Origin of the sequence: Pseudomonas sp. AM4(2022), from assembly GCF_036346515.1 — a bacterium.
GTDB lineage: Bacteria > Pseudomonadota > Gammaproteobacteria > Pseudomonadales > Pseudomonadaceae > Aquipseudomonas > Aquipseudomonas paracarnis.
Genome location: NZ_JAOTNW010000005.1, coordinates 16,857 through 38,077 on the forward strand (window position 1 = coordinate 16,857; position 21,221 = coordinate 38,077).

At 63.1% G+C, this 21,221-nt stretch carries 21 protein-coding genes; 3 read left to right on the plus strand and 18 right to left on the minus strand.

Annotation, left to right across the window (positions count from 1 at the left end):
* The first annotated feature begins 21 nt into the window (after nt 1–21).
* The gene (locus ODQ19_RS08505) at nt 22–1,440 is read left to right on the plus strand and encodes an FAD-dependent oxidoreductase (RefSeq protein ID WP_003187920.1); all 1,419 of its coding nucleotides are present in this window, start codon (nt 22–24) and stop codon (nt 1,438–1,440) included.
* A gap of 238 nt (nt 1,441–1,678) precedes the next feature.
* On the plus strand, nt 1,679–2,746 hold the full coding sequence (gene hemE / locus ODQ19_RS08510; RefSeq protein WP_330209792.1) for a uroporphyrinogen decarboxylase: 1,068 nt from the start codon (nt 1,679–1,681) through the stop codon (nt 2,744–2,746).
* A 155-nt stretch (nt 2,747–2,901) separates the two neighbouring features.
* On the opposite strand, the gene ODQ19_RS08515 is transcribed toward hemE, so the two are convergent.
* Nucleotides 2,902–4,119 carry an MFS transporter gene (locus ODQ19_RS08515; protein WP_442962733.1) on the minus strand — a complete coding sequence of 406 codons (1,218 nt, stop codon included), beginning with the start codon at nt 4,117–4,119 and terminating at the stop codon, nt 2,902–2,904.
* 181 nt (nt 4,120–4,300) lie between these two features.
* On the opposite strand from ODQ19_RS08515, the gene ODQ19_RS08520 reads away from it, so the two are divergent.
* Nucleotides 4,301–5,194: a LysR family transcriptional regulator gene (locus tag ODQ19_RS08520; RefSeq protein WP_330209794.1), complete on the plus strand. Its 894-nt coding sequence runs from the start codon at nt 4,301–4,303 to the stop codon at nt 5,192–5,194.
* Between the two features lie 304 nt (nt 5,195–5,498).
* Here ODQ19_RS08520 and ODQ19_RS08525 read toward each other — a convergent pair whose 3' ends face one another.
* The 17 genes from ODQ19_RS08525 to ODQ19_RS08605 form a co-directional block, all read right to left on the minus strand.
* Entirely contained in the window at nt 5,499–5,894 is a 396-nt protein-coding gene (locus ODQ19_RS08525; protein WP_032893934.1) for a hypothetical protein, read from the minus strand.
* A 26-nt stretch (nt 5,895–5,920) separates the two neighbouring features.
* Nucleotides 5,921–7,147 carry a beta-ketoacyl-ACP synthase gene (locus tag ODQ19_RS08530; RefSeq protein WP_330209795.1) on the minus strand — a complete coding sequence of 409 codons (1,227 nt, stop codon included), beginning with the start codon at nt 7,145–7,147 and terminating at the stop codon, nt 5,921–5,923.
* The gene (gene fabG / locus ODQ19_RS08535) at nt 7,147–7,875 is read right to left on the minus strand and encodes a 3-oxoacyl-ACP reductase FabG (protein ID WP_116666201.1); all 729 of its coding nucleotides are present in this window, start codon (nt 7,873–7,875) and stop codon (nt 7,147–7,149) included. Before fabG ends, ODQ19_RS08530 begins: the two co-directional genes overlap by 1 nt.
* On the minus strand, nt 7,872–8,333 hold the full coding sequence (locus ODQ19_RS08540; RefSeq protein WP_330209796.1) for a hotdog family protein: 462 nt from the start codon (nt 8,331–8,333) through the stop codon (nt 7,872–7,874). The genes fabG and ODQ19_RS08540 overlap by 4 nt, the downstream gene beginning before the upstream one ends.
* Nucleotides 8,330–9,496 (minus strand): beta-ketoacyl-[acyl-carrier-protein] synthase family protein, encoded by a 1,167-nt coding sequence (locus ODQ19_RS08545; RefSeq protein WP_330209797.1) that lies wholly within the window; start codon nt 9,494–9,496, stop codon nt 8,330–8,332. The genes ODQ19_RS08540 and ODQ19_RS08545 overlap by 4 nt, the downstream gene beginning before the upstream one ends.
* Entirely contained in the window at nt 9,493–9,975 is a 483-nt protein-coding gene (locus ODQ19_RS08550; RefSeq protein ID WP_020301667.1) for a hypothetical protein, read from the minus strand. The genes ODQ19_RS08545 and ODQ19_RS08550 overlap by 4 nt, the downstream gene beginning before the upstream one ends.
* On the minus strand, nt 9,972–10,721 hold the full coding sequence (locus tag ODQ19_RS08555; RefSeq protein WP_330209798.1) for a class I SAM-dependent methyltransferase: 750 nt from the start codon (nt 10,719–10,721) through the stop codon (nt 9,972–9,974). Before ODQ19_RS08555 ends, ODQ19_RS08550 begins: the two co-directional genes overlap by 4 nt.
* Nucleotides 10,718–11,965 (minus strand): NAD(P)/FAD-dependent oxidoreductase, encoded by a 1,248-nt coding sequence (locus ODQ19_RS08560; RefSeq protein WP_330209799.1) that lies wholly within the window; start codon nt 11,963–11,965, stop codon nt 10,718–10,720. Before ODQ19_RS08560 ends, ODQ19_RS08555 begins: the two co-directional genes overlap by 4 nt.
* Before the next feature lie 33 nt (nt 11,966–11,998).
* On the minus strand, nt 11,999–14,311 hold the full coding sequence (locus ODQ19_RS08565; protein WP_330209800.1) for an MMPL family transporter: 2,313 nt from the start codon (nt 14,309–14,311) through the stop codon (nt 11,999–12,001).
* Nucleotides 14,301–14,984, minus strand: a complete 684-nt coding sequence (locus tag ODQ19_RS08570) for an outer membrane lipoprotein carrier protein LolA (protein ID WP_330209801.1) — start codon at nt 14,982–14,984, stop codon at nt 14,301–14,303. The genes ODQ19_RS08565 and ODQ19_RS08570 overlap by 11 nt, the downstream gene beginning before the upstream one ends.
* Nucleotides 14,981–15,406: an acyl-CoA thioesterase gene (locus tag ODQ19_RS08575; protein ID WP_034125591.1), complete on the minus strand. Its 426-nt coding sequence runs from the start codon at nt 15,404–15,406 to the stop codon at nt 14,981–14,983. The genes ODQ19_RS08570 and ODQ19_RS08575 overlap by 4 nt, the downstream gene beginning before the upstream one ends.
* The gene (locus ODQ19_RS08580) at nt 15,399–16,940 is read right to left on the minus strand and encodes an HAL/PAL/TAL family ammonia-lyase (protein WP_330209802.1); all 1,542 of its coding nucleotides are present in this window, start codon (nt 16,938–16,940) and stop codon (nt 15,399–15,401) included. Before ODQ19_RS08580 ends, ODQ19_RS08575 begins: the two co-directional genes overlap by 8 nt.
* Nucleotides 16,924–17,859, minus strand: a complete 936-nt coding sequence (locus ODQ19_RS08585; protein ID WP_330209803.1) for an LpxL/LpxP family acyltransferase — start codon at nt 17,857–17,859, stop codon at nt 16,924–16,926. Before ODQ19_RS08585 ends, ODQ19_RS08580 begins: the two co-directional genes overlap by 17 nt.
* The gene (locus ODQ19_RS08590; RefSeq protein ID WP_330209804.1) at nt 17,856–18,590 is read right to left on the minus strand and encodes a glycosyltransferase family 2 protein; all 735 of its coding nucleotides are present in this window, start codon (nt 18,588–18,590) and stop codon (nt 17,856–17,858) included. The genes ODQ19_RS08585 and ODQ19_RS08590 overlap by 4 nt, the downstream gene beginning before the upstream one ends.
* Before the next feature lie 161 nt (nt 18,591–18,751).
* Nucleotides 18,752–20,422: an ApeI family dehydratase gene (locus ODQ19_RS08595; protein ID WP_330209805.1), complete on the minus strand. Its 1,671-nt coding sequence runs from the start codon at nt 20,420–20,422 to the stop codon at nt 18,752–18,754.
* Nucleotides 20,419–20,964 carry a membrane protein gene (locus ODQ19_RS08600; protein WP_003187947.1) on the minus strand — a complete coding sequence of 182 codons (546 nt, stop codon included), beginning with the start codon at nt 20,962–20,964 and terminating at the stop codon, nt 20,419–20,421. Before ODQ19_RS08600 ends, ODQ19_RS08595 begins: the two co-directional genes overlap by 4 nt.
* A complete protein-coding gene (locus ODQ19_RS08605; protein ID WP_003187949.1) occupies nt 20,961–21,215 on the minus strand; it encodes an acyl carrier protein in 255 nt (84 codons plus the stop codon). Before ODQ19_RS08605 ends, ODQ19_RS08600 begins: the two co-directional genes overlap by 4 nt.
* Nucleotides 21,216–21,221 lie beyond the last annotated feature (6 nt).

Genomic DNA, 21,221 nt, shown 5'->3' on the forward strand with positions numbered 1-21,221 from the left:
ACAGTTTGATGAGGTTTTAACATGGCTGAACGTCTGAATAACGACTTCCAGTTCATCGATGTCGGGCGCAAAGATCCGAAGAAGAAACTGTTGCGTCAACGCAAGAAAGAGTTTGTGGAAATCTACGAACCCTTCAAACCCCAGCACTCGGCCGACCAGGCCCACCGCTGCCTGGGGTGCGGTAACCCGTATTGCGAATGGAAGTGCCCGGTGCACAACTTCATTCCCAACTGGCTCAAGCTGGTGGCCGAGGGCAACATCCTCGCCGCCGCCGAGCTGTCGCACCAGACCAACACCCTGCCGGAAGTCTGCGGCCGGGTGTGCCCGCAAGACCGCTTGTGTGAAGGTGCCTGCACCCTCAACGACGGTTTTGGCGCGGTAACCATCGGTTCGGTGGAGAAGTACATCACCGACACCGCGTTCGCCATGGGCTGGCGCCCGGACATGTCCAAGGTCAAGCCGACCGGCAAGCGCGTCGCGATCATCGGCGCGGGCCCGGCGGGCCTGGGGTGTGCCGACGTGTTGGTGCGTGGCGGCGTGACCCCGGTGGTGTTCGACAAGAACCCGGAAATCGGTGGCCTGCTGACCTTCGGTATCCCTGAATTCAAGCTGGAAAAAACCGTACTGAGCCACCGTCGTGAAGTGTTCACCGGCATGGGTATCGAGTTCCGCCTCAATACCGAGATCGGCAAAGACATCACCATGGAGCAACTGCTCGCCGAATACGATGCGGTGTTCATGGGCATGGGCACCTACACCTACATGAAGGGCGGCTTTGCCGGTGAGGACTTGCCGGGCGTGTATGACGCGCTCGACTTCCTGATCGCCAACGTCAACCGCAACCTGGGCTTTGAAAAGTCGCCGGAAGATTTCGTCGACATGAAGGGCAAGAAGGTCGTGGTACTGGGCGGTGGCGACACCGCGATGGACTGCAACCGCACGTCGATCCGCCAGGGCGCCAAGTCGGTGACCTGCGCGTATCGCCGTGACGAAGCCAACATGCCCGGCTCGCGCAAAGAGGTGAAGAACGCCAAGGAAGAAGGCGTGAAATTCCTCTACAACCGCCAGCCGATCGCCATCGTCGGTGAAGACCGTGTGGAAGGTGTGAAGGTGGTCGAGACCCGTCTTGGCGAACCGGATGCCCGTGGCCGTCGCAGCCCCGAGCCGATCCCGGGTTCCGAAGAGATCATCCCGGCCGACGCCGTGGTCATCGCCTTCGGCTTCCGCCCAAGCCCGGCGCCCTGGTTCGAGCAGTTCGAAATCCAGACCGACAGCCAGGGCCGCGTGGTAGCCCCGGAGCAAGGCCAGTACAAGCATCAGACCAGTAACCCGAAAATCTTCGCCGGTGGCGATATGGTGCGCGGCTCTGACCTGGTAGTGACGGCGATCTTCGAAGGCCGCAATGCCGCCGAAGGGATCTTGGATTACCTGCAAGTCTGATTTGAAACACGGTCAACTGTGGGAGCTGGCTTGCCTGCGATAGCGATAGTGAATTCACCACCGCCATCGCAGGCAAGCCAGCTCCCACACAAACCCCATTCCAGATAGGGTTTGGTGGTGTCTGTCATACCGCAAGACACCGCGACAAATTGACCCGATAGACAAAAGGCACGGCGCATTCCGTGCCTTTTGCGTCGCGCTCTGAGAAAATGCCCGCACTTTTTTTGCGGATGCCGACATGACTGCCCTCAAGAACGACCGTTTCCTTCGTGCCCTGCTCAAGCAACCCGTAGACGTCACCCCGGTGTGGATGATGCGTCAAGCCGGTCGCTACCTGCCGGAATACCGCGCCAGTCGCGCCAATGCGGGCGATTTCATGAGCCTGTGCATGAATCCTGCGTTCGCCTGCGAAGTCACGATGCAGCCGCTGGACCGCTATCCACAACTGGATGCGGCCATCCTCTTCTCCGATATCCTCACCATCCCTGATGCCATGGGCCAAGGCCTGTACTTCGAAACTGGCGAAGGCCCGCGCTTCAAGAAAGTCGTCAGCACCCTCGCTGATATCGAAGCCCTGCCGATTCCTGATCCACACAAAGACCTCGGTTATGTGATGGACGCCGTCAGCACCATTCGTCGCGAGCTCAACGGCCGCGTGCCGCTGATCGGGTTCTCCGGCAGCCCATGGACCCTGGCCACCTACATGGTCGAAGGCGGGTCGTCGAAAGACTTCCGCAAGACCAAGGCCATGCTCTACGACAACCCGCAAGCCATGCACCTGTTGCTGGACAAGCTGGCGCAGTCGGTGACCTCCTACCTCAACGGCCAGATCATGGCCGGTGCGCAAGCGGTGCAGATCTTCGATACCTGGGGCGGCAACCTGTCGGCGGCGGCGTACCAGGAATTTTCCCTGGCCTACATGCGCAAGATCGTCAGCGGCCTGATCCGCGAGCATGAAGGCCGTAAAGTGCCGGTGATCATGTTCACCAAGGGCGGCGGCCTGTGGCTGGAAAGCATCGCCGATGCTGGCGCCGATGCATTGGGCCTGGACTGGACCTGCGATATCGGCGAAGCCCGCCGTCGCGTCGGCAACCAGGTGGCGCTGCAAGGCAACATGGACCCGACCGTGCTGTACGCCAAGCCGGAAGCGATCCGTACCGAAGTCGGGCGCATCCTGGCTAGCTACGGCAAAGGCAGTGGCCACGTGTTCAACCTTGGCCACGGTATCACCCCGGAAGTGAACCCGGAGCATGCCGGCGCGTTCCTGCGTGCAGTGCACGAACTGTCGGCGCAGTACCACGAGTGACGAAAAAGCCCGGCTTGAAGCCGGGCTTTTTCATGGATGAACACAAAACAAATGTGGGAGCGGGCTTGCTCGCGAATGCGCAGTGTCAGTCGACAAATTCGTGACTAGACCACCGCATTCGCGAGCAAGCCCGCTCCCACATAAAGCAAATTGCGTCAGGTCCGCATATTTCCCAGTGGCGGCAACTTCGCCAGCTTCAACGCCACCAGCAACGCGCCAATCAGCAGCGCGACGATAAACCCGCCAATCCCGTTCCAGCCGGCAAAGTGCCAGAAAAACCCGCCCGCCGTCCCGGCAATACTCGATCCCACGTAATAGCAGAACAGATACAGCGACGACGCTTGCCCCTTGGCTTTCAACGCACGGCGGCCGATCCAGCTGCTGGCCACGGAGTGGGCGCCGAAGAAGCCGAAGGTGAACACCAGCATGCCCGGCACCACCAGCCACAACGGTGTGAAGAGGGTCAGGGCCATGCCGGCGAGCATCAGCACGATGGTGGCCCACAGCACGCGGCGGCGGCCAAGTCGGTCGGCCAGGGAGCCGATCTTGGCCGAGCTGTAGATGCCCGAGAGGTACACCAGCGACAGCAGGCCCACCACTGCCTGGCTCAGTTCATAGGGTGAGGCCAGCAGGCGATAGCCGATGTAGTTGAACATCGTCACGAAGGCGCCCATCAGCAGGAAGGCTTCGAGAAACAGCCATGGCAGGCCGGCGTCCTTGAAGTGCATGACAAAGCCATCCACCAGGTTGCGCGGCTTGAGGCTGCTGGCGCGGAAGTTGCGCGATTCGGGGAGGATCTTCCAGAACACCGTGGCAGCGATCAACGCCAGGGCACCGATGATCAGCATTGCGGTGTGCCAGCTGACGAAGTCGATCAATACGCCGATGATCAGGCGCCCGCTCATGCCGCCAATCGCGTTGCCGCCGATGTATAGGCCCATGGCCAGGCCGATGTGCTGCGGGTGGATCTCTTCGCTGAGGTAGGTCATGGCCACGGCGGCCAGGCCGCTCAAGGACAGGCCCACCAGTGCGCGCATCAACAGGATGCCCTCCCAGCTCGGCATCAAGCCGCTGGCGATGGTGGCCAGCGCCGCACAGAACAACGCGGCAACCATCACCGGCTTGCGCCCCAGCCTGTCGGATATCGGCCCGGTGATCAGCAGGCCGCAGGCGAGCATTGCGGTGGCGACGGACAGAATCAGGCTGCTTTGCGCCGCATTGATGGAAAACTCATGGGACAGCGCCGGCATCATCGGCTGCACGCAATACAACAGCGCAAAGGTGGCGAACCCGCCGGAGAACAGCGCCAGCACGGTGCGCATGAACATCGGCGTGCCTTTTTCGATGTACGCGTCATTAAGCTGCGCCACCACCTCATCGAGGGCTGAGGGCGTGGTGTGTTGGGCAAGTGGAGCAACAGCAGGATTCACGGGGGACCTCGGGGAGGAAAGTCTGCCAGGACTGACAATACGAAAAAGAATATAGCTGGCTAATGATTCTTTCCAATATATTGTTCGACCTGTTTGATAGGTTCTACGACCTAATGAGGTGTGCATGGAATTACGTCACCTGCGGTACTTCATCGCCGTCGCTGAAGAACTGCACTTTGGCCGCGCCGCACAGGTGCTGGGCATCTCGCAACCGCCCCTGAGCCAGCAGATCCAGGCGCTTGAACTCGAGCTGGGCGCACGCTTGTTCGAGCGCACCAATCGTCGGGTCGAGCTGAGCGAGGCCGGGCGCCTGTTCCTGCAAGAGGCACGGCTGGTGCTGGCCCAGGTCGACAAGGCAGCGGATGTGGCGCGGCGTGCGCAGTTGGGGGAACTGGGTGAATTGAAGATCGGCTTCACCTCGTCTGCGCCGTTCAACGCCAGCATTCCCCAGGCGATCTTTGCCTTCCGCCAGGCATTCCCGGCGGTGCATCTGAACCTGCAAGAAATGAGCAGCACCCAAGTGGCCGAGTCGCTGGTGGATGAGTCGATTCAGGTGGGGCTGATGCGGCCGTTGCCCTTGCCCGACTCACTGAGCGTGGTCGAGTTGATGCGCGAGCCATTAGTCGCGGTACTGAGCGCCGGCCACCCGTTGGCGCAAGGCAGCGAGCGCGGCTTGCACCTGGAGCAATTGGCCGAGGAGCCTTTTGTGTTCTTCCCGCGCAGTTACGGCAGCGGCCTGTACGCGCAATTGCTCAACCTGGCCCGCGACGCCGGGTTCAGCCCGCACTTTGCCCAGGAAGCAGGGGAAGCAATGACCATCATTGGGCTGGTGGCGGCGGGGTTGGGGGTATCGGTGCTGCCGGCGTCTTACCAGCGCATCCGCATTGATGGCGTGGTCTATCGCACCTTGCTCGACCCGCAGGCAGTGACGGCGGTGTGGCTGGTGCAGCGCAAGGGCGCGCAAACACCGATGGCGAAGGGGTTTGTGGAGTTGTTGACGCGTAGGGCGTCTACGTAACGAAGCAGAATGATGTGGGAGCTGTCGAGCTTTAGCGAGGCTGCGAAAGGATCACCGCGTTGTATCTGAAAGACCGCAGCGCCTGCATCGCAGCCTCGCTAAAGCTCGACAGCTCCCACATTTGATCGGCGGTCTTTTCCGAGTGCGGTTGCTTCAGGCATACTGCCCGAGTTCCCGAAAGGGGCTTGTGAGACTCTGAGGATCCTGGGTAACCAGCCATCGCAGAGCCAGGCAGGAAGCGGCGATGACAAGCCAACCTGTTTGTGAAGAGGGCGCCGAAAGGCGCCCTTTGTCGTTTCTGGCCTTACTGCATTCCGGCCGAGCGCAACCCCGCCAGAATATCCCGATCCAGCATGCTCACCCAACGGTTGTAGTTGCGATGGATCTTACCGTCCTTGTAGCCCAGGTCGCGGCTGTCGCGGTAGGTGATGGCGTAGCTGTTGCGGGTGTAGCGGATGTCGATGGCGGCGTAGAACTGGCCGCGCACGGTGATCTCGGCCTGCACCAGTTGCGGGCTCAGGCGTTGTACCGTCCACTCGCGTTTTTGCAGGGCGGCGACGATCACTTGTTTCATTTTTTCTTCGCTGACTTGGCTCGTGGCCGGCAACTCATGCTGGGTGTTGAGCACCGGTTTGCTGGTGCAGCCAGCCGTGGTCAGCAGGGCCAGGGTGATCAGGGTAGCGCGTAGCAGGGAAGACATTCCGTTTTCTCCGGTCGATTAAAAAGTCAGGCCCAGCGGCGGAAGATCAACGAGGTGTTGACGCCGCCGAAGGCAAAGTTGTTGTTCATCACGTAGTCGTTGTGCATCTGGCGAAAGCCACCTTGCAGGTAGTCCAGCTCGCCGCATTGCGGGTCGACCGAATCCAGGTTGAAGGTGTGCACGTACTGGTCGCGGTTCATCATCTCGATGCTGAACCACGATTCCAACGCCCCGCACGCGCCCAGGGTGTGCCCCAGGAAACTTTTCTGCGAACTGATCGGCATACGGCTGCCAAACAGGCTGCTGGTGGCCAGGGTTTCAGCGATGTCGCCCTGATCGGTGGCCGTGCCGTGGCCGTTCACGTAGCCGATGGCGGACGGTTCAAGACCTGCGTCTTCCAGGGCCAGCTCCATGGCGCGGCGCATGGTTTTCTGTTCCGGGCGGGTGGTGTGCTGGCCGTCGGCGTTGCTGCCGAAGCCGACCAGCTCCGCATGAATATGCGCGCCTCGCGCGAGTGCGTGTTCCAACTCTTCGAGCACCAGCATGCCGCCGCCTTCACCGATCACCAGGCCATCGCGGCCGCTGTCGTAGGGGCGCGGGCTGGTTTGCGGGGCGTCGTTTTTCAGGCTGGTGGCGTACAGCGCATCAAACACCATGGCTTCGGTGGGGCACAGTTCTTCTGCGCCGCCCGCAAGCATCAACGGCAGGCGCCCGAACTTGATCGCCTCATAGGCGTAGCCAATGCCCTGGCTGCCGCTGGTGCAGGCGCTGGAGGTGGGAATCAGCCGGCCCGTGAGGCCAAAGAAGATGCTGATATTCGCTGCCGTGGTGTGCGGCATCATGCGCACATAGGAATTGGCATTGAGCCCCTCGGCCACCGAGTTGAGCAGCATATTGCCAAACGCCTTGATCTCATCGGTGCTGCCGGTGGACGAGCCACAGGCCACGCCCATGCGTCCGTCCTTGATCGACTCGTCACCGAGCAAGCCGGCGTCCAGCAGGGCCTGCTCCGCCGCCCATACCGCCAGGCGCGAGACGCGGCCCATGCTGCGCAGTTGTTTGCGCGTCCAGTGAGCGGGCACGACGAAATCGTCGATAGGGCCGGCCAGGCGCGTGTTCAATTCGGTGAAACGGTCCCACTCATCCATGCGCCGGATGCCGCTGCGGTTGGCGCGAAAGTTCGCGGCGATGGTGTCCCAGTCGCTGCCCAGGGAGGTCACGCCGGCCATGCCGGTGACGACAACTCGCTTCATCAGCACAGGCCCCCGTTCACGGCCAGCACCTGGCGCGTGATATAGCCGGCTTCGGCCGACATGAGGAAGTTCACTGCGCCGGCGACTTCTTCCGGCGTGCCCATGCGTTGGGCCGGGATCATTTTCATCAGTTCTTCTACCGGCACGTTTTCATCCAGCATCGCGGTGTCGATCAGGCCCGGCGCCACGCAGTTGACGGTGATCTTGCGCTTGCCCAATTCAATGGCCAGCGCCTTGGCCGCACCGATCAAGCCGGCTTTGGACGCGCTGTAGTTGACCTGGCCGCGGTTGCCGATCAGTCCGGACACCGAGGTGATGCACACGATACGCCCGGCGGCGCGGCGTCGAATCATCGGCATCATCACCGGGTGCAGCACGTTGTAGAAACCATCCAGGTTGGTGCGCATCACCACATCCCAATCGTCTTCCGACAGAGCAGGAAAGGCACCGTCGCGGGTCAGGCCGGCATTGAGCACCACGCCGTAGTAGGCACCATGTTGCTCCACGTCGGCTTCAAGAATGGCCTTGCAACTGGCGCGGTCGGACACGTCGAATTGCAGCACCCGCGCTTTGCGACCCATGGCCTCGATCTCGACCTGCACGGTGTCGGCTTCGGTGCGGCCGTTGCGGCAATGCAGCACGATGTCATGGCCGGCCTGGGCCAGGCGCAGGGCAATGGCGCGGCCGATGCCACGGCTGGAGCCGGTGACCAGTACGGATTCAGTCATGGCGTTTCGTCCTTCGATTCATCTAAATAGTTGGCCGCCTGGGGCGGTCGAAATACGTTCAAGCGCGCGCTGGCCTGGATGCCGTCGCCGGTGAGGTGGCATTCGAACACACCCATGCCGTTGTCGTCTTCCAGGGAGCGCAGGCCGTGGATGTTCAGTTCGGCACCGGCCGGGAAGTGCTCCACATTGCACTCGAACTTACGCGTGCCCAACAGGAAGCCCAGCTCCACGGCCTTGCCTTGCTGGCGTGCATGGCAACCGGCATAGGCGGCGACGCTTTGCGCCATCAGCTCGATGCCGACCCAGGCTGGCAGGCTGCCGTCATCACGGTTGAACAGGCCGCCGGGCTTGACGGTGACGCGGGTGTGAATCTGCTCATCATCGAACGACAGCACCTGGTCGATCAGGATCATGTCGCCCGCGTGGGGCAGCAGTTCGGCGAGTGGCCAATCGATCATGGGGCCTCTGCGATTATCAGGCTGACATTGTTACCGCCGAAGGCAAACGAGTTGCTCATCAGGCAGGTTTTTTTCAAGCTGTCGCCGCTGCGCACCCATTGCAACGCGGGCAGCGCCGGGTCGGGATGGCCGTCCCATACGTGGGGTGGCAGCAGGCGATGGGTCAGGCTCAGCCAGCAGAACGCGGCTTCCAGGGCCCCGGCAGCGCCGAGGGTGTGGCCGGTCATGGGCTTGGTCGATGAGCAGGCGACGCCGCCGGGAAACAGGCTGGCGACCGCCAGGCTTTCCATGGCGTCGTTGTGTAGGGTCGCGGTGCCGTGCAGGTTCAGGTAGCCGATCTGCTCGGGCGAAAGCTTCGCGCAGGCTAAGGCCTTGCGCATGGCCAGCAACGCGCCCTTGCCGCTGGGCTCGGGCGCGGAGATATGGTGCGCGTCGCAACTGGCGCCGCTGCCCAGCAAGGCGATAGGGGCCGGCTCGCGGCTCATCAGGAACAGCACCGCCGCTTCACCGATATTGATGCCGTTGCGGTTCACCGAGAACGGATTACAGCGCTCGGCAGACACTGCTTCCAGCGCGGTAAACCCGTTCAGCGTCAGCTTGCACAGGCTGTCCACACCGCCGCAGATCACCGCATCGCACACCCCCAGGTCCAACAGGCGCTGGGCACTCATCAATGCACGGGCGCTGGAGGTGCAGGCGGTGGAAATCACATAGGCCGGGCCGCTCACGTTCAACCAGTCAGCGAGGAAGTTGGCCGGAGCGCTGAGTTCCTGTTGCTGGTAGTCGTAGTCAGCGGGGAACTGCGTGTTCTGCAGGTAATGGGCAATGCCACGGCTGGCTTCGTCAATGCCCGAGGTGCTGGTGCCCAGCACAACCCCGACCCGGCCAGGGCCGTAGGTTTGAATGGCCTGACGAATCTCATCTTCAATCTGCAGCGCCGCTTCCAACAGCAATTGGTTATTGCGGCTGCTTTGCTGGGCCAGCTCAGGGGGCAGGCTCGCCAGTTCGCCGTGTACGGCGGCCACCGGCACTACGCGTTCCGGCACCCAGCCGCTTTCGGCACGCATGCCCGAACAGTCGCCGGCAAACAGGTTGCGGCTGACTTGCGCCTGGCCACGGCCAAGGGCGCAGATCACGCCAAGGGCATTGAGGTAGGCGGTCATCGGCTCACACCCAGCGGGGTGATGCGGTAACTCAATGGCGGGTCGGCCATGTTCACGCTGAACACCTCCGAAGACTGGTAGACGATCTGCCAGTGGCCCGGCAGCGTGCGCGTCAGGTCCATGGCCTGGGCAGTGGGATACAACGCCGGTACGTCACCGGGCGCGGTCAGGGCAAACAGCAGCGCGGCAAATAGCGTGCGCGCCTGGGGGTTGGGCGGCAGCAAGCCGTCTGCCTGCCACTGCCCATCAAGCAGTTTTTGCCGGGCCAGGGGAATGCCCAGCGGGTCCATCATCGACCAGCGAATCGCGCGGCCTTCGCGCTGGATCACCAGCAGCCAGTCCTGGCTCTGGCCGTCCGCCAGGCGCTGCACATGCAATTGCATCGGCAAGGCCAGGGCCGGCATTTTTTCCGGCAGCGGCGCCTGGCTGGCGCAGGCGCCGAGCAGCAGCAGGCAACTTATCAACAGCAGGCGCATCATGGGGCCGCATTCTCCGCAGGTTTACGGGCCACGCAGTTGACCAGGGTTTCCTCGCGCTGGCCCACCGGCGGTGCCTTGCGCAGGCCCCAGCGTTCCAGCAGGCCGAAGTCACTGGAACGGCTCCACCACAAGTAAGGGTACGAAATGTTCTGTGCAGCGAACTCAAAGCCCTGCTCGCGTAGCATCTCCAAGTACTCTTCGGCGCTCTTTTGCACATGCATCGGGTGGCGGAACAGCCAGCGAATCACCCAGGTGTCGATGTAGGCTTCGGTGGATTCGGCGAACAGCAAATAGCCGCCCGGCTTGAGCACCCGATAGAACTCCTTGAGTGCGCGATGTTGCTCCACCAGATGATGGAAGGTCTGGTGGCAGAACAGGATATCGATGCTGGCATCCGCTAGGTTGAGGGTCGCGCAGTCGCTGCCGATCAACTCGACGTCCAGGCCCAGCCGCGCGGCTTCTTCACGGCTCAGTGCCAGGCTGTGAGGGTCGGCATCCAGGCCGATCAGGCGCGAAGGCGCAAACACCTGATGCAGCAACTGGAAGGATTTGCCCTGGCCGCAACCGGCATCCAGCAACACCGGCGCCACCGGCAGCGGCTCGCTGAACAGGCTGCGCAGGTCATTGATCGCCACGCGCAACACGTGATGCTGCCAGGTATGGCTGCGCAGGAACCAGAAACCGAACTTGGTCTCTTCGACGTAGTTTTGACTCAGGTAGTTTTTTTCAACGCCTGGGCTGCTCATACCGGCTCACTCGCACAAATTTCAGACAGCATCCGCAAGCGCCGCTTGGGCTCGCTGACAAACGGGTTGCGTTCATCCCAGGCGTAGCCGGCCAGGATCGAGCTGATCATGCGGCGAATCTCGGCTGAACTACCAGGATGGAAAATCACGTCCTGGAACGTGCCCGCATACCAGCCTTCGACGTAGCAACGGAAGGTATCGACACCGCGTTTGAGCGGCTCGGCAAATTCGGTTTGCCAGTCCACCGTTTCGCCGCTCAATTGGCGGTGCAGCACACCCGCGGCCATGCTTGCCGAACGCATGGCAATGGTCACGCCGGAGGAGAACACCGGGTCGAGGAATTCCGCCGCGTTGCCCAGCAGCGCAAAGCCTGGGCCGTGCAGGGTCTTGACGTTGGCCGCGTAGCCACCGATGGTGCGCGCCGGGGTGTCCCAGACGGCATTTTGCAGCACGCCGGACAGGCTTGGGGTTTGCTCGATAAAGCTGCGTAGGCAGGCGTCGAGGTCGCTGTCGGCGCCCTCGAAATGCTCCTTGGCCGCGACCACGCCCACCGAGCAACGGCCGTTACTGAACGGGATGGTCCAGAACCAGATATCGCGCTTGGTCGGGTGAGTGGTCACCAGGATTTTGCTGCGGTCAAAGCCTGGGTGTTCGATACGGTCTTCGACGTGGGTGAACACGGCCTGGCGCAGCGGGAAATTCGACGGTGCTTCCAGGTCCAGCAGGCGTGGCAACACACGGCCATAGCCACTGGCATCGAGCACGAACCTGGCCTTGAGGTGGTACTCGCTGCCATTCTCGCGGCGCACATGCAAATACCGGCTCTCGGCAGAAAAATCCACGCCGACAATGGTTTGGCCATAGCGGATTTCCACGCCTTGCAGCGCAGCCTGGTCGGCCAGCAATTTGTCGAACTCGCCGCGCTGCACTTGGAAGGTGGTGGGCTTGCCGTTGCTGAAGGTATCGCTGAAATCAAAGGCACTGTAGCGCTCGCCCCAGGCGAAGGCCGCGCCGGTTTTTACCTGGAAGCCTGCCGCTTGCACAGCGTCGAGCATGCCGGCTTCTTCGATAAAGTCGATGCAGTGCGACAGCAGGCTTTCGCCAATCGAGAAGCGCGGGAAATGCTCGCGCTCGATGATCAATACATCATGCCCTTTGCGCTTTAACAGCGCGGCCGCGATGGCACCGGAAGGCCCGGCACCGATCACCACCACCTGGCGACGTTCCATTTCAACTGTGGGCACGAGGGCTCCTTGCCGCATAGGCGCTAATCACATTCATAAGGCGTGTTTCTGCCGGCCGGCCCAGGGTGCCAGCATAAAGCTGAACGCCAGGCCCAGGCTGACCGACAAGCCGAAATTGCTCACGGCTGGTGTACTGGAGACCGCCAGCAGGCCGAACGACAACCAGGTCGTCAGTGCCGCCAGCAGTGTTCCCAACAGGCTGACGGCAGGGCCGCCGATCTGCTCGCGCATCAAAATCGCATAGTCAACGCTGATGGCCGTGACCAGCAACAGGCCAAACAGACTGAACAGGGTCAGAGGCTGGCCCAGCCAACCGAGGCTGGCCAGGCTGCACAACGCGGCCAGCAGCGGCAGGGCGACGATACGCAAGGCGCCGCCAACGCCGAAGGGCGCAATCAGCAATAGCACGATCAGCACGCAAGACAGCAACTTCAATTCGGCAGCGCTGATCTGCGTGTCGGCGAACACCCGGTTCAAGTCACCCAGGCGGTCCACCAACTGCACGCCGGGCAAGTCCTGCGCCTGCACCCGCAGCAACGCCGGGTTATTCAAGCCTTGCAGGCTGACCATGGCCGCCACGCCGCCGTCCACCGGGCCGAGCCACAGCGTGCGCCAGGGCTCGGCCAGCGGGCCTTGCAGTGCGGCGTCGATGTCTGCGGTGGGCAGCGCCTGCAACTGCGCCACTTCGGCTTGCAGGGCGCTGAGGGGCACGCCGAGGTCCAGTAGCGGTTGCCAGTGTGGCGCCAGGTTGTTCAGCGCCTCGCGCAGCTGTTGTTGCTCGCCAGGAAGGTTGACCAGTTGATTGAGCGCCAGGTAGCCCTGGAGCTTATCCATCTGCACCAACTGATCCAAGCGTTTGCCCAGGGCGGCCTGGCGTTCCAGCAACTGCTGCTGATTGTCCGCCCGCACCAGGAAAAACTGGCTGGTGGGCTGGAACCCGGTGATGCGTGCCACGGCCTGGGCTTCTTGCAGCAACTGCGGCGGCGCACCGATCCATTGGCGGATATCGTTTTTAGTGTTCAGTTGCCACAGGCCCGCGGCGCAGAAGAGCAGCACCCCCACCAGCAGCACCGATCCGGGCACGCGTTTGAGCAGGGCCGTACGCAGTTGCCATAGGCTTTGGGCGACACGCAGCGGCCATTGCGCCGGGCGCAGTTCCACGCCCTTGAGCAGTGCGGGCAACAGGCACACGGCGCACAAATAGGCACCGACCAGGCCGGCAGCGGAGAACACCGCAATCTGGGTCAGCGCCGGGAACGGCGTCCAGGCCAGCGCCAGGTAGCCGATAGCACTGGTGGCCAGGCTCAGGCTCAGCCCCGGCAGGGTCAGGCGCAACGCCGGCCAACTGCGCCACGGCTGCAGGCTCCAGCTTTTGGACAGGTAATGCAGCGGGTAATCCACCGCCACGCCGATCAGGCTGGAACCCAGCACCAAGGTCATCACATGCATATGCCCAAACAGCGCCACGCACGCCACCGCGCCAAACAGCATGCCCACCAGCACCGGCACGAATGCCAGCAACACCCGCCAGCGCCGGAACGCCAGCAACAGCAATAACAGGATGCCCAGGGTGGCGCCGCCGCCGACCCAGGTCATTTCCCGAGTGGCCTGCTGTTGCCCGTTGGCCGCATAGAGCAAACCGCTGGCGGCGAGCAGTTGCGCGCCGTGTGCGCCGGCTTGCTCGCGGCTGGCCTTCAGCAAGTCCGCGACCTGCAGCGGCAGCTTCATGTCGAATGCGTTGCCGGTAGTGCGCGCCCGCAGTAGCACCCAACTCTTGCCGTCGGCATCGGCGATCAAGGCGCCGCTGCCGATATCCATTTGCACCGCGCCGTGTTGCGGTTGGCTGTTCTGGATGCGCCCGGTCAGGCCGAGCCAATCGTCCTGGCTTGGCACCAGGCTGAAACCGGTGAAGGGGTCGAACAGCGATTGCACGCGTTGCTGGATGAACGCCTCAGGCTGTTGGGTCAGTTGTTCGCGGTCCTTGGACGAGAGCATCGACAAACGCCCACGCAGCAGTTGCTCGCGCAATGCTGGCAAGTCGGCTTGCAGGTTCCACTGCACCTTTTCAAACAGGCCGCTGGCCTGCCAACGCTCACCCAGTTGCTGCGCCACGGCCACCGCTTGCTGGCGGTCGGCATGCCCCACCAGTACCAGCATTTCGCGGTTGAGCGGCTCCTGCATGCGCTGTTCGGCTTGCAGTTCCAAGGCGTCCGGCGTGCTGCCGGGCACCAGCTCCATCAGGTTGGCCGATAAAGGCGCGCCATCACGCCACTGCCAGCCAGCCAGGGCCAGCACGGCCATCAGCAGGGTGAGGAACAGGCGCGGCAGTAGGCGCTCACTGGGCAAAGTCGTGTTGCTCCGCGTCGCTCAGGGGCTGGTCGGCCGTGCTGTCCTGCATGCGCAACAGCGTGCTGTCGCCTTGGGTTTCCAGCAGTTCAATGCTGTGCACCAGCGCGCCGCCGTCGATATTGATCTGGGTGAACACTTGCTTGAGCAGCAGCGAACGCGGGGTCAGCGTCAGCTTCCACTGTTGGGCCTCGCCTTGCAGTTGCAGGTCGAAGTCGCGCTGCAGGCCACTGCTGTCGCCCTGCAGTACTGCCAGGAACAAACGATTCTGTTCGGCGCCGGCGCTCTTGTTTGGCAGTAGTTGCCAGCCATTGGCGTCACGGCGGGCAATGCCCTGGGCTGTAATGCGGTAGTCCTGTTGCAGCGGAGTTTTCAACAGCCACAGCAGGCCGTGATCCTTGGCGAGCACGAAGGTGCCTTTGCTCACCAATGGCTGGGGCAGGGCGCGCAGGTGTTTTTCCTGGGTGAAGTTGCCGTGGATCACGGAGGGTTTGGCAAGCTGATCGCTCAACTGCTGCAGGTCGAAGGCGTGGGCGCTGAAGCTCAGCAACAACGCAGCCGCTGTAGGAGCGAGCTTGCTCGCGAAAAACCTGAGGGCCCCACGGGGTGTCAGGCGCCCCGCGTTATCGTTGGCGATCTTCGCGAGCAAGCTCGCTCCTACAGGGGGTCTCATTCCAGGGCTCTCTCTACGGCGTCGGTGAAGACTTTGGGCGAGGCCAGTTGCATCTCGCGGCTGGCGATTTGCACCGCTACTTGCACGGTGCTGGCGCGGGTCAAGCGCTCGCCGCTGGCCAGGTCGGTAATCAGGTAATTCACCTTCAAACGGTTTTCCCATTCCACCAGGCTGGCGCGCACATTGATGGTCTGGCCGAACGTCGCGCCGCGCACATAGCGTAGCTGCATGTCGATCACCGGCCACGCGTAGCCGGCTTCGAGCATCGCCGTGTAGTTATGGCCGATCTTGTCCAGCAACGCACAGCGAGCCACTTCCAGGTACTTCACGTAATGCCCGTGCCACACCACGTTCATGGTGTCGATGTCGAAAAACGGCACAAGGATTTCAGTGTCGCTGTGCAACACGCCGGGGCTACGCATGCAGCCTCCAGTGTTGCGTGGCGATGCGTTGCAGGCACAGGCGCAGTTCGCCTTCCAGGGCGCGGTCTTCGATGACCGGCGCAAAGTCCTGGGCCAGTTCCGCGTGCATCGCGGCCAGTGCCGGTGGCAGTGGGCGAGCATCCTCGGCCTGGGCGCGCAGCCACACGCCTTGGTTGGCGGCGAGCAAGGTCGCGGCGGCGACCTGTTCGGTCAGCTCCAGCACGCGGATCGCATCGCGGGCAGCGATGGTGCCCATGCTCACTTTGTCTTGGTTATGGCACTCGGTGGAGCGTGAGAACACGCTGGCCGGCATGGTGTTTTTCAGCGCTTCGGCGGTCCAGGCGCTGGTGCCGATTTGCACGGCCTTGAAGCCATGGTTGATCATTGCACGGTCAGCCGGGGCGCCTGAGAGGTTGCTCGGCAGGCCATGGTTGTAACGCACGTCCACCAGCAGTGCGAGCTGGCGGTCGAGCAGGTCGGCAACGTTGGCGACCAGGGTCTTGAGGCTGTCCATGGCGAAGGCGATATGCCCGCCGTAGAAGTGCCCGCCATGCAGCACACGTTCTTCTTCGGCATCGATGATCGGATTGTCGTTGGCACTGTTCAGCTCGATCTCAATGAAGGACCGCAGCCAGTTCAGGCTGTCCGCCAATACGCCGAGCACGTGGGGCGCGCAGCGCAGCGAATAACGGTCTTGCAGGCGATGCAGGGGCGCGGTGGGCGCGTCGATGGCCAGGTCCTTGCGCAGCCACGCGGCCACTTGCATCTGCCCAGGGTGTGGCTTGGCGGCGAACAGGCGCTCGTCGAAGTGTTCCGGGTTGCCTTGCAGGGCCACCACATTGAGCGCGGTGATGCGCGTGGCCAGTTGCAACAGATAGTCGGCGCGGGCAAAGGCCAGGCAGGCCAGGCCGGTCATCACCGCGGTGCCGTTCATCAGGGCCAGGGCTTCCTTGGGGCGCAGGACCAACGGCTCCCAGCCCAGCTCGCGGTGCACGTCGGCCGCCGGGCGGCGTTCGCCGCGAAATAGCACCTCGCGCTCGCCGGACAAGGTCGCGGCCACGTAGGACAGCGGCGTCAGATCACCACTGGCGCCCACCGAACCCTCTTCCGGGATCAGCGGCAGCACATCCTGTTCGAGGAAGGCATGCAGGCGTTCCAGCAGTTCCACACGCACCCCGGACACACCATGGCACAGCGACTGCAAACGCGCCGCCAGTACGGCGCGAGTAGCCTGGGCATCAAGCAATTTGCCCAGGCCGCAACCGTGAAAGGTGTACAGATGACGCGGCAAGGCTTCGACGTGTTCCAGCGGCACTGCCACTACGCAGGAGTCGCCGTAGCCGGTGGTCACGCCGTAGATCACGCCTTCCTTGTCCAGCAGCGAGTCGAGGAACTGCGCGCCCTTGGCGATGCGCTGGCGGTACGCGGCATCGTCCTGCAGGCGAGTGGGCACCTGGCGGTTGGCCAGGGCCAGCACGTCTTCGATGCGCAGGGGGCGTTCACCAAAGGTGATGGGCTCAAGGGGCGTCGTCATCGGTCTTCCAGAAAGGGTAAAAGTTGAACCATTGTTGGGGCGCTTGCAGGCAGAACTGGCCCAGGCGTGCGGCGTAGCGTGCGGTCCATTGGGCGATGACCTGCTCGCGGGTGCTGCGCTTCCATTCGATCAAGTCGGCAAAGGGCTCGATAGTCAGGCGATAGCGGCCCTGGTGCTTGAGGCACATCAGTAGATTGACCGGGCACTTGAGCAACCCTGCCAGCAGCCATGGGCCTTGGGGGAATGCCGCCGTATGACCGAGGAAATCCACGCGCACCGTGCGCCCGCCGTGCAGCGGGATGCGGTCGCCGGCAATCGCCAGCCACTCGCCATCGTCCAGGCGCTGGCTGAGCAGCAGCATGGTAGCCGGGTCGAGTTCGCTGACCTGGATCAGGCGCAAATGGGTCGCGCCGGCCTCGCCCAGCAGGCGGTTGAAACGCTCGGCGTGCTTGGTGTGCACCAGTACATTCATGGTGACCTGTTCACCGATCTCCGCCAGGGCGCGACACACTTCCAGGTTGCCCAGGTGCGCGCCCACCAGCATCTGCCCACGCTCGCCACGCAGGTGGCTACGTAACTGCGCCGGGTCGTTGATCTCGATTTGCTCCAGGCGCAGCTTGCCGTTCCATACGTCGAGCTTGTCCAGCAGCGAGTCGGCGAAGGCCATGAACTGGGCAAAGACTGTGCGGTGGGTCGGCAGCAAGTCATCGCGCCCGCTCCACTGCGCCAGCCGCTGCTGGTATTGCCAGGCGCTGTAGCGCGCGGTGCGGCCGAACAGGAAGAAGTAAAAGACGATGCTGTAGAGCAACGGGCTCAATAGGCGACGGCCGAGGACTTTCACCGCGACCGCCGTGAATTTCATCAGCCAGAAGCTGCCGCGTTCCTCGCGGTCGGCCCAATGCTTGGAGCTGTCGTTCATGCTTGCCACCGTCGCCACAGGATCATCGGCGCACGCACGAGCATGCCGAAGAACAACCGTGTGTGCATGGCGCTGATGCGCAGGTTGTCGCGCAACAAACGAAAGTGCGACAGGCCGTCGGCGGGGTAGTGCACCTGGGTGGGCAGCCAGCGCATAGGCTGGTTGCGCCAGGCCAGGCGCACCAGGATGTCCGAGTCGAAATCCATGTGCGTGCCGATATAGGCCGAGTCCATCAGCGCCAGGGTCGGCGCCAGCGGGTACACGCGAAAGCCGCACATCGAGTCGCGAATCTCAAGCGACAGGGTGTTGATCCAGACCCACACGTGGGTCAGGTAACGTGCGTACAGGCGACCCTTGGGCACGCTGTCGTCGTATTCGGGGTAGCCGCAGATGACGGCGTCGGGGTGCTGGCGTGAGGTGTGGATAAAGGTCTCGACTTCGCGCAGGTCGTGCTGGCCATCGGCGTCCACTTGCAGGGCATGGGTATAGCCCAGGCGCGCTGCTTCGCGAAAACCGGCCATCACGGCGGCGCCCTTGCCCTGGTTGCTGGGCAGGGTCAGCAGGGTGACGTTGTCGAGGGTGGCCAATTGCGCCAACACCGCTGCGCAAGCTGGGCTGCTGCCGTCGTCGACCAGCAGGCACGGCAAGCCGCTGCCCAGCAGGCTGCGGACCACGGCGGGTACGGCGGCTTCGTGGTTGTACACCGGGATCAGGGTACAGGGGTTATGCATATTCAAAGCCTGCGCAAACCCTGTGGCGAGGGAGCTTGCTCCCGCTGGGCTGCGAAGCAGCCCCAATGCAGGCGACCGAGATCATCCTGGGAATGGGTGATGCCAGGGTTGGGAGCGCTTCGCACTCCAGCGGGAGCAAGCCCCCTCGCCACAAAAACGGCTTATGCATGGGCGGGCTCCAGCACTATCCGTCCGCTGGAACAGGCGGCAACGCCGTTGCGGTAGGTGAAATATAGCTTGCTGCGTTCCCGGTCAAAGCGCAGGTGCAGTTCAATCTGATCGCCCGGGCGCACCAGTTGCTGGAACTTGAGCACTTCCATACCGGCGAACCGGGTTGGCAGGTCGAGCAATTGCTGGCCCAGGTTGAACGCCCATTCCACCTGCACCACTCCCGGCAAAACCGGGGTGACCGGGAAGTGCCCGCTGAAATAGGCCAGGTCCGGTGGGATGCTCAGTTGCAAGGTCCATTCACCTTCGGTTTCGACTTGCTTCAACACCTCAGGTCCCTTGGGGCGAGGCGCCAGTAACAAGGCTTCGATATCGGCCTGGGGCAGCTTGCCCTGGCTGTTCAGCGGCAATTGGCGCAGCACACGCCAGCGGCGCGGCAAGGCCAGGGCCTCGCAATGTTGGCTCAGGTGCTGGCGCAGGGTCTGGGTGAGCGTGCGGCGCCCCTGGTTGCGCAGGGCATGCAGCCCCGCGTCGGTGAGCACCACCACGGCCCCCAGGGAGGCACGATTTTCCTGCACCACGCCTAGGCGGGTGTCGGCCACCCATTCATGGGCGATCAGCGCTTGTTCCAACATCGGCAAGGAGATGCGTTTTTCTTCCAGCTTGACGATACGGTCCAGGCGGCCCAGCAATTCAAAACGGCCATCGGCATGGATGCGTGCAGCGTCGGCGGTCTGCTCGACATGCCCTTCGGGCAAGTACTTTGAGGCGATGCGTAAAGCGCCGTCGGCATCCTGGCTCAGTTGCACATCGGCAAACGGCTGCCAGGGTTGCGCGCCCTGGCGCCAGGCGATGCCGCCAGTTTCCGAGCTGCCGAGGATTTCTGTGGGCCATTGTTGCAAGCGGTCGTAGAGGCTGCCCGCGGCGTCAACTGGCAACGCGCCACCGGAGGAAAATACCCGTGCCACCTGGCTCAGTGCCGGCCAGTCGAGGTTGTCGCCCATGCGCTTGAGCAGCGCAGGGCTGGCCACCCAGGCAAATTGTGGGTGCTCACGGCTGGCGCGCTGCATGTCCTCGGGGAACGCCAGTTGCTTGCGCACAAAGGTGCGACCTGCGCACAGCGGCCACAACACGCGAAACAGCAAGCCGTAGATGTGCTGGGTGGCGACGCTGCCGATGATGCAGGCGTCCTTGAGGTCTTTGCCCCACAGGGCTTCCAGCGCCTCCACTTCATTGGCCAGTTGGCGCAGGGACTTGTCGATGCGCTTGGGCTCGCCGCTGGAGCCGGAGGTGCACAGGCTTAGTTGGCAGGTGTCCAGGTCGAGGGCGGCGGCGCCCAAGGGCGTTTGATACAGCGCGTCCAGGTCGCTGGCTTCGACCAGCCAGGCGTCCACGGCATTGGCCCAGCGTTGGCGCGTCTGGGGTTGCAGGTCGGCGGGCAGCAGCACGCTCGCACCGGCGCGCCAGGCGCCCAGCAGTGCAATCGCCAGCAGGCCGGCGTCTTCCAAGTGCACGGCCAGGCGTCGGATGCCCCGGGCTTTCAGGCCTGCGGCGAGGCTCAGGGAGTGCTCGCACAGTTGCGCGTGATTCATGAGGGGCTCGGTGGTCACCCCGCGATCTTGCAGTGGCTCAAGCAGCAAGTGCTCAAGTTTCAACCCATTCATACGCGGCCTCGAACCCTTTGTCGTACCAGCCATTCCACGGCAAACAACAGGCCCATCAACCCGTAGGCGATCAGGCCGTTGTACAACGTCCACCAGCTCAGCGGCGCCCACAGGGTGAGCGCGGCGGCGAGCAGGCCATTACAGAGAAAAAACACACTCCACACCAGGGTGACCCGGCGGGTATACACCACCGCGTGGGGCGGCAGGTGGGGGTCGGTCATGCGCGCCAGGCGCTCGACCATCGGCGGGCCGTATTTCAGGCTCAGGCCAAACAGCGCCAGCATGAACCCGCTGACCAGGCTCGGGTACCAGCGCAGCCACTGCGGGTTATCGAACCAGGCCAGCGCCAGGCAAAACACGATCACCACCACCGCCATCCAACGGCTGCCCGGGCGCTGCGCAGCGGTGAGCGCGCGCAACAGCCACAAGCTGCCCAGCAGCAAGCCGAACTGCCAGGGTGCAAAGTGCTCGGTGCCGTAATACACCGCGAAGGGGTACAGCAGCCCCGCCAATAACAGGCCAAGGCCGATCAGCCGGCTCATGCGGCGGGCTGGACCAGACGGTACACCGCCTCTACCACGTCGTTCACCGTGCGCACTGCCTTGAACTCTTCGGCGGCGATCTTCTTGCCGGTCTGGCGCTTGATGTGGTCGATCAGGTCCACGGCGTCGATGCTGTCGATTTCCAGGTCCTGGTACAGGTTGGCGTCAAGGGTGACGCGTTCCGGGGGCAGTTCAAACAGTTCCACCAAGGCGTCGCGCAGGGTGTTGAAGATATCGTCACGAGTTTGCATGGTACG

Bases quoted from the DNA above. Each gene is read 5' to 3' on its own strand.
- ODQ19_RS08550 (WP_020301667.1), bottom strand. From the start codon at position 9,975: ATGATGCGCCTGCTGTTGATAAGTTGCCTGCTGCTGCTCGGCGCCTGC.
- ODQ19_RS08505 (WP_003187920.1), top strand. From the start codon at position 22: ATGGCTGAACGTCTGAATAACGACTTCCAGTTCATCGATGTCGGGCGC.
- ODQ19_RS08545 (WP_330209797.1), bottom strand. From the start codon at position 9,496: ATGACCGCCTACCTCAATGCCCTTGGCGTGATCTGCGCCCTTGGCCGT.
- ODQ19_RS08600 (WP_003187947.1), bottom strand. From the start codon at position 20,964: ATGAGCCGGCTGATCGGCCTTGGCCTGTTATTGGCGGGGCTGCTGTAC.
- ODQ19_RS08595 (WP_330209805.1), bottom strand. From the start codon at position 20,422: ATGAATGGGTTGAAACTTGAGCACTTGCTGCTTGAGCCACTGCAAGAT.
- ODQ19_RS08555 (WP_330209798.1), bottom strand. From the start codon at position 10,721: ATGAGCAGCCCAGGCGTTGAAAAAAACTACCTGAGTCAAAACTACGTC.
- ODQ19_RS08585 (WP_330209803.1), bottom strand. From the start codon at position 17,859: ATGAACGACAGCTCCAAGCATTGGGCCGACCGCGAGGAACGCGGCAGC.
- hemE (WP_330209792.1), top strand. From the start codon at position 1,679: ATGACTGCCCTCAAGAACGACCGTTTCCTTCGTGCCCTGCTCAAGCAA.
- ODQ19_RS08570 (WP_330209801.1), bottom strand. From the start codon at position 14,984: ATGAGACCCCCTGTAGGAGCGAGCTTGCTCGCGAAGATCGCCAACGAT.
- ODQ19_RS08580 (WP_330209802.1), bottom strand. From the start codon at position 16,940: ATGACGACGCCCCTTGAGCCCATCACCTTTGGTGAACGCCCCCTGCGC.
- ODQ19_RS08530 (WP_330209795.1), bottom strand. From the start codon at position 7,147: ATGAAGCGAGTTGTCGTCACCGGCATGGCCGGCGTGACCTCCCTGGGC.
- ODQ19_RS08590 (WP_330209804.1), bottom strand. From the start codon at position 18,590: ATGCATAACCCCTGTACCCTGATCCCGGTGTACAACCACGAAGCCGCC.
- ODQ19_RS08540 (WP_330209796.1), bottom strand. From the start codon at position 8,333: ATGATCGATTGGCCACTCGCCGAACTGCTGCCCCACGCGGGCGACATG.
- ODQ19_RS08575 (WP_034125591.1), bottom strand. From the start codon at position 15,406: ATGCGTAGCCCCGGCGTGTTGCACAGCGACACTGAAATCCTTGTGCCG.
- ODQ19_RS08525 (WP_032893934.1), bottom strand. From the start codon at position 5,894: ATGTCTTCCCTGCTACGCGCTACCCTGATCACCCTGGCCCTGCTGACC.
- fabG (WP_116666201.1), bottom strand. From the start codon at position 7,875: ATGACTGAATCCGTACTGGTCACCGGCTCCAGCCGTGGCATCGGCCGC.
- ODQ19_RS08520 (WP_330209794.1), top strand. From the start codon at position 4,301: ATGGAATTACGTCACCTGCGGTACTTCATCGCCGTCGCTGAAGAACTG.
- ODQ19_RS08605 (WP_003187949.1), bottom strand. From the start codon at position 21,215: ATGCAAACTCGTGACGATATCTTCAACACCCTGCGCGACGCCTTGGTG.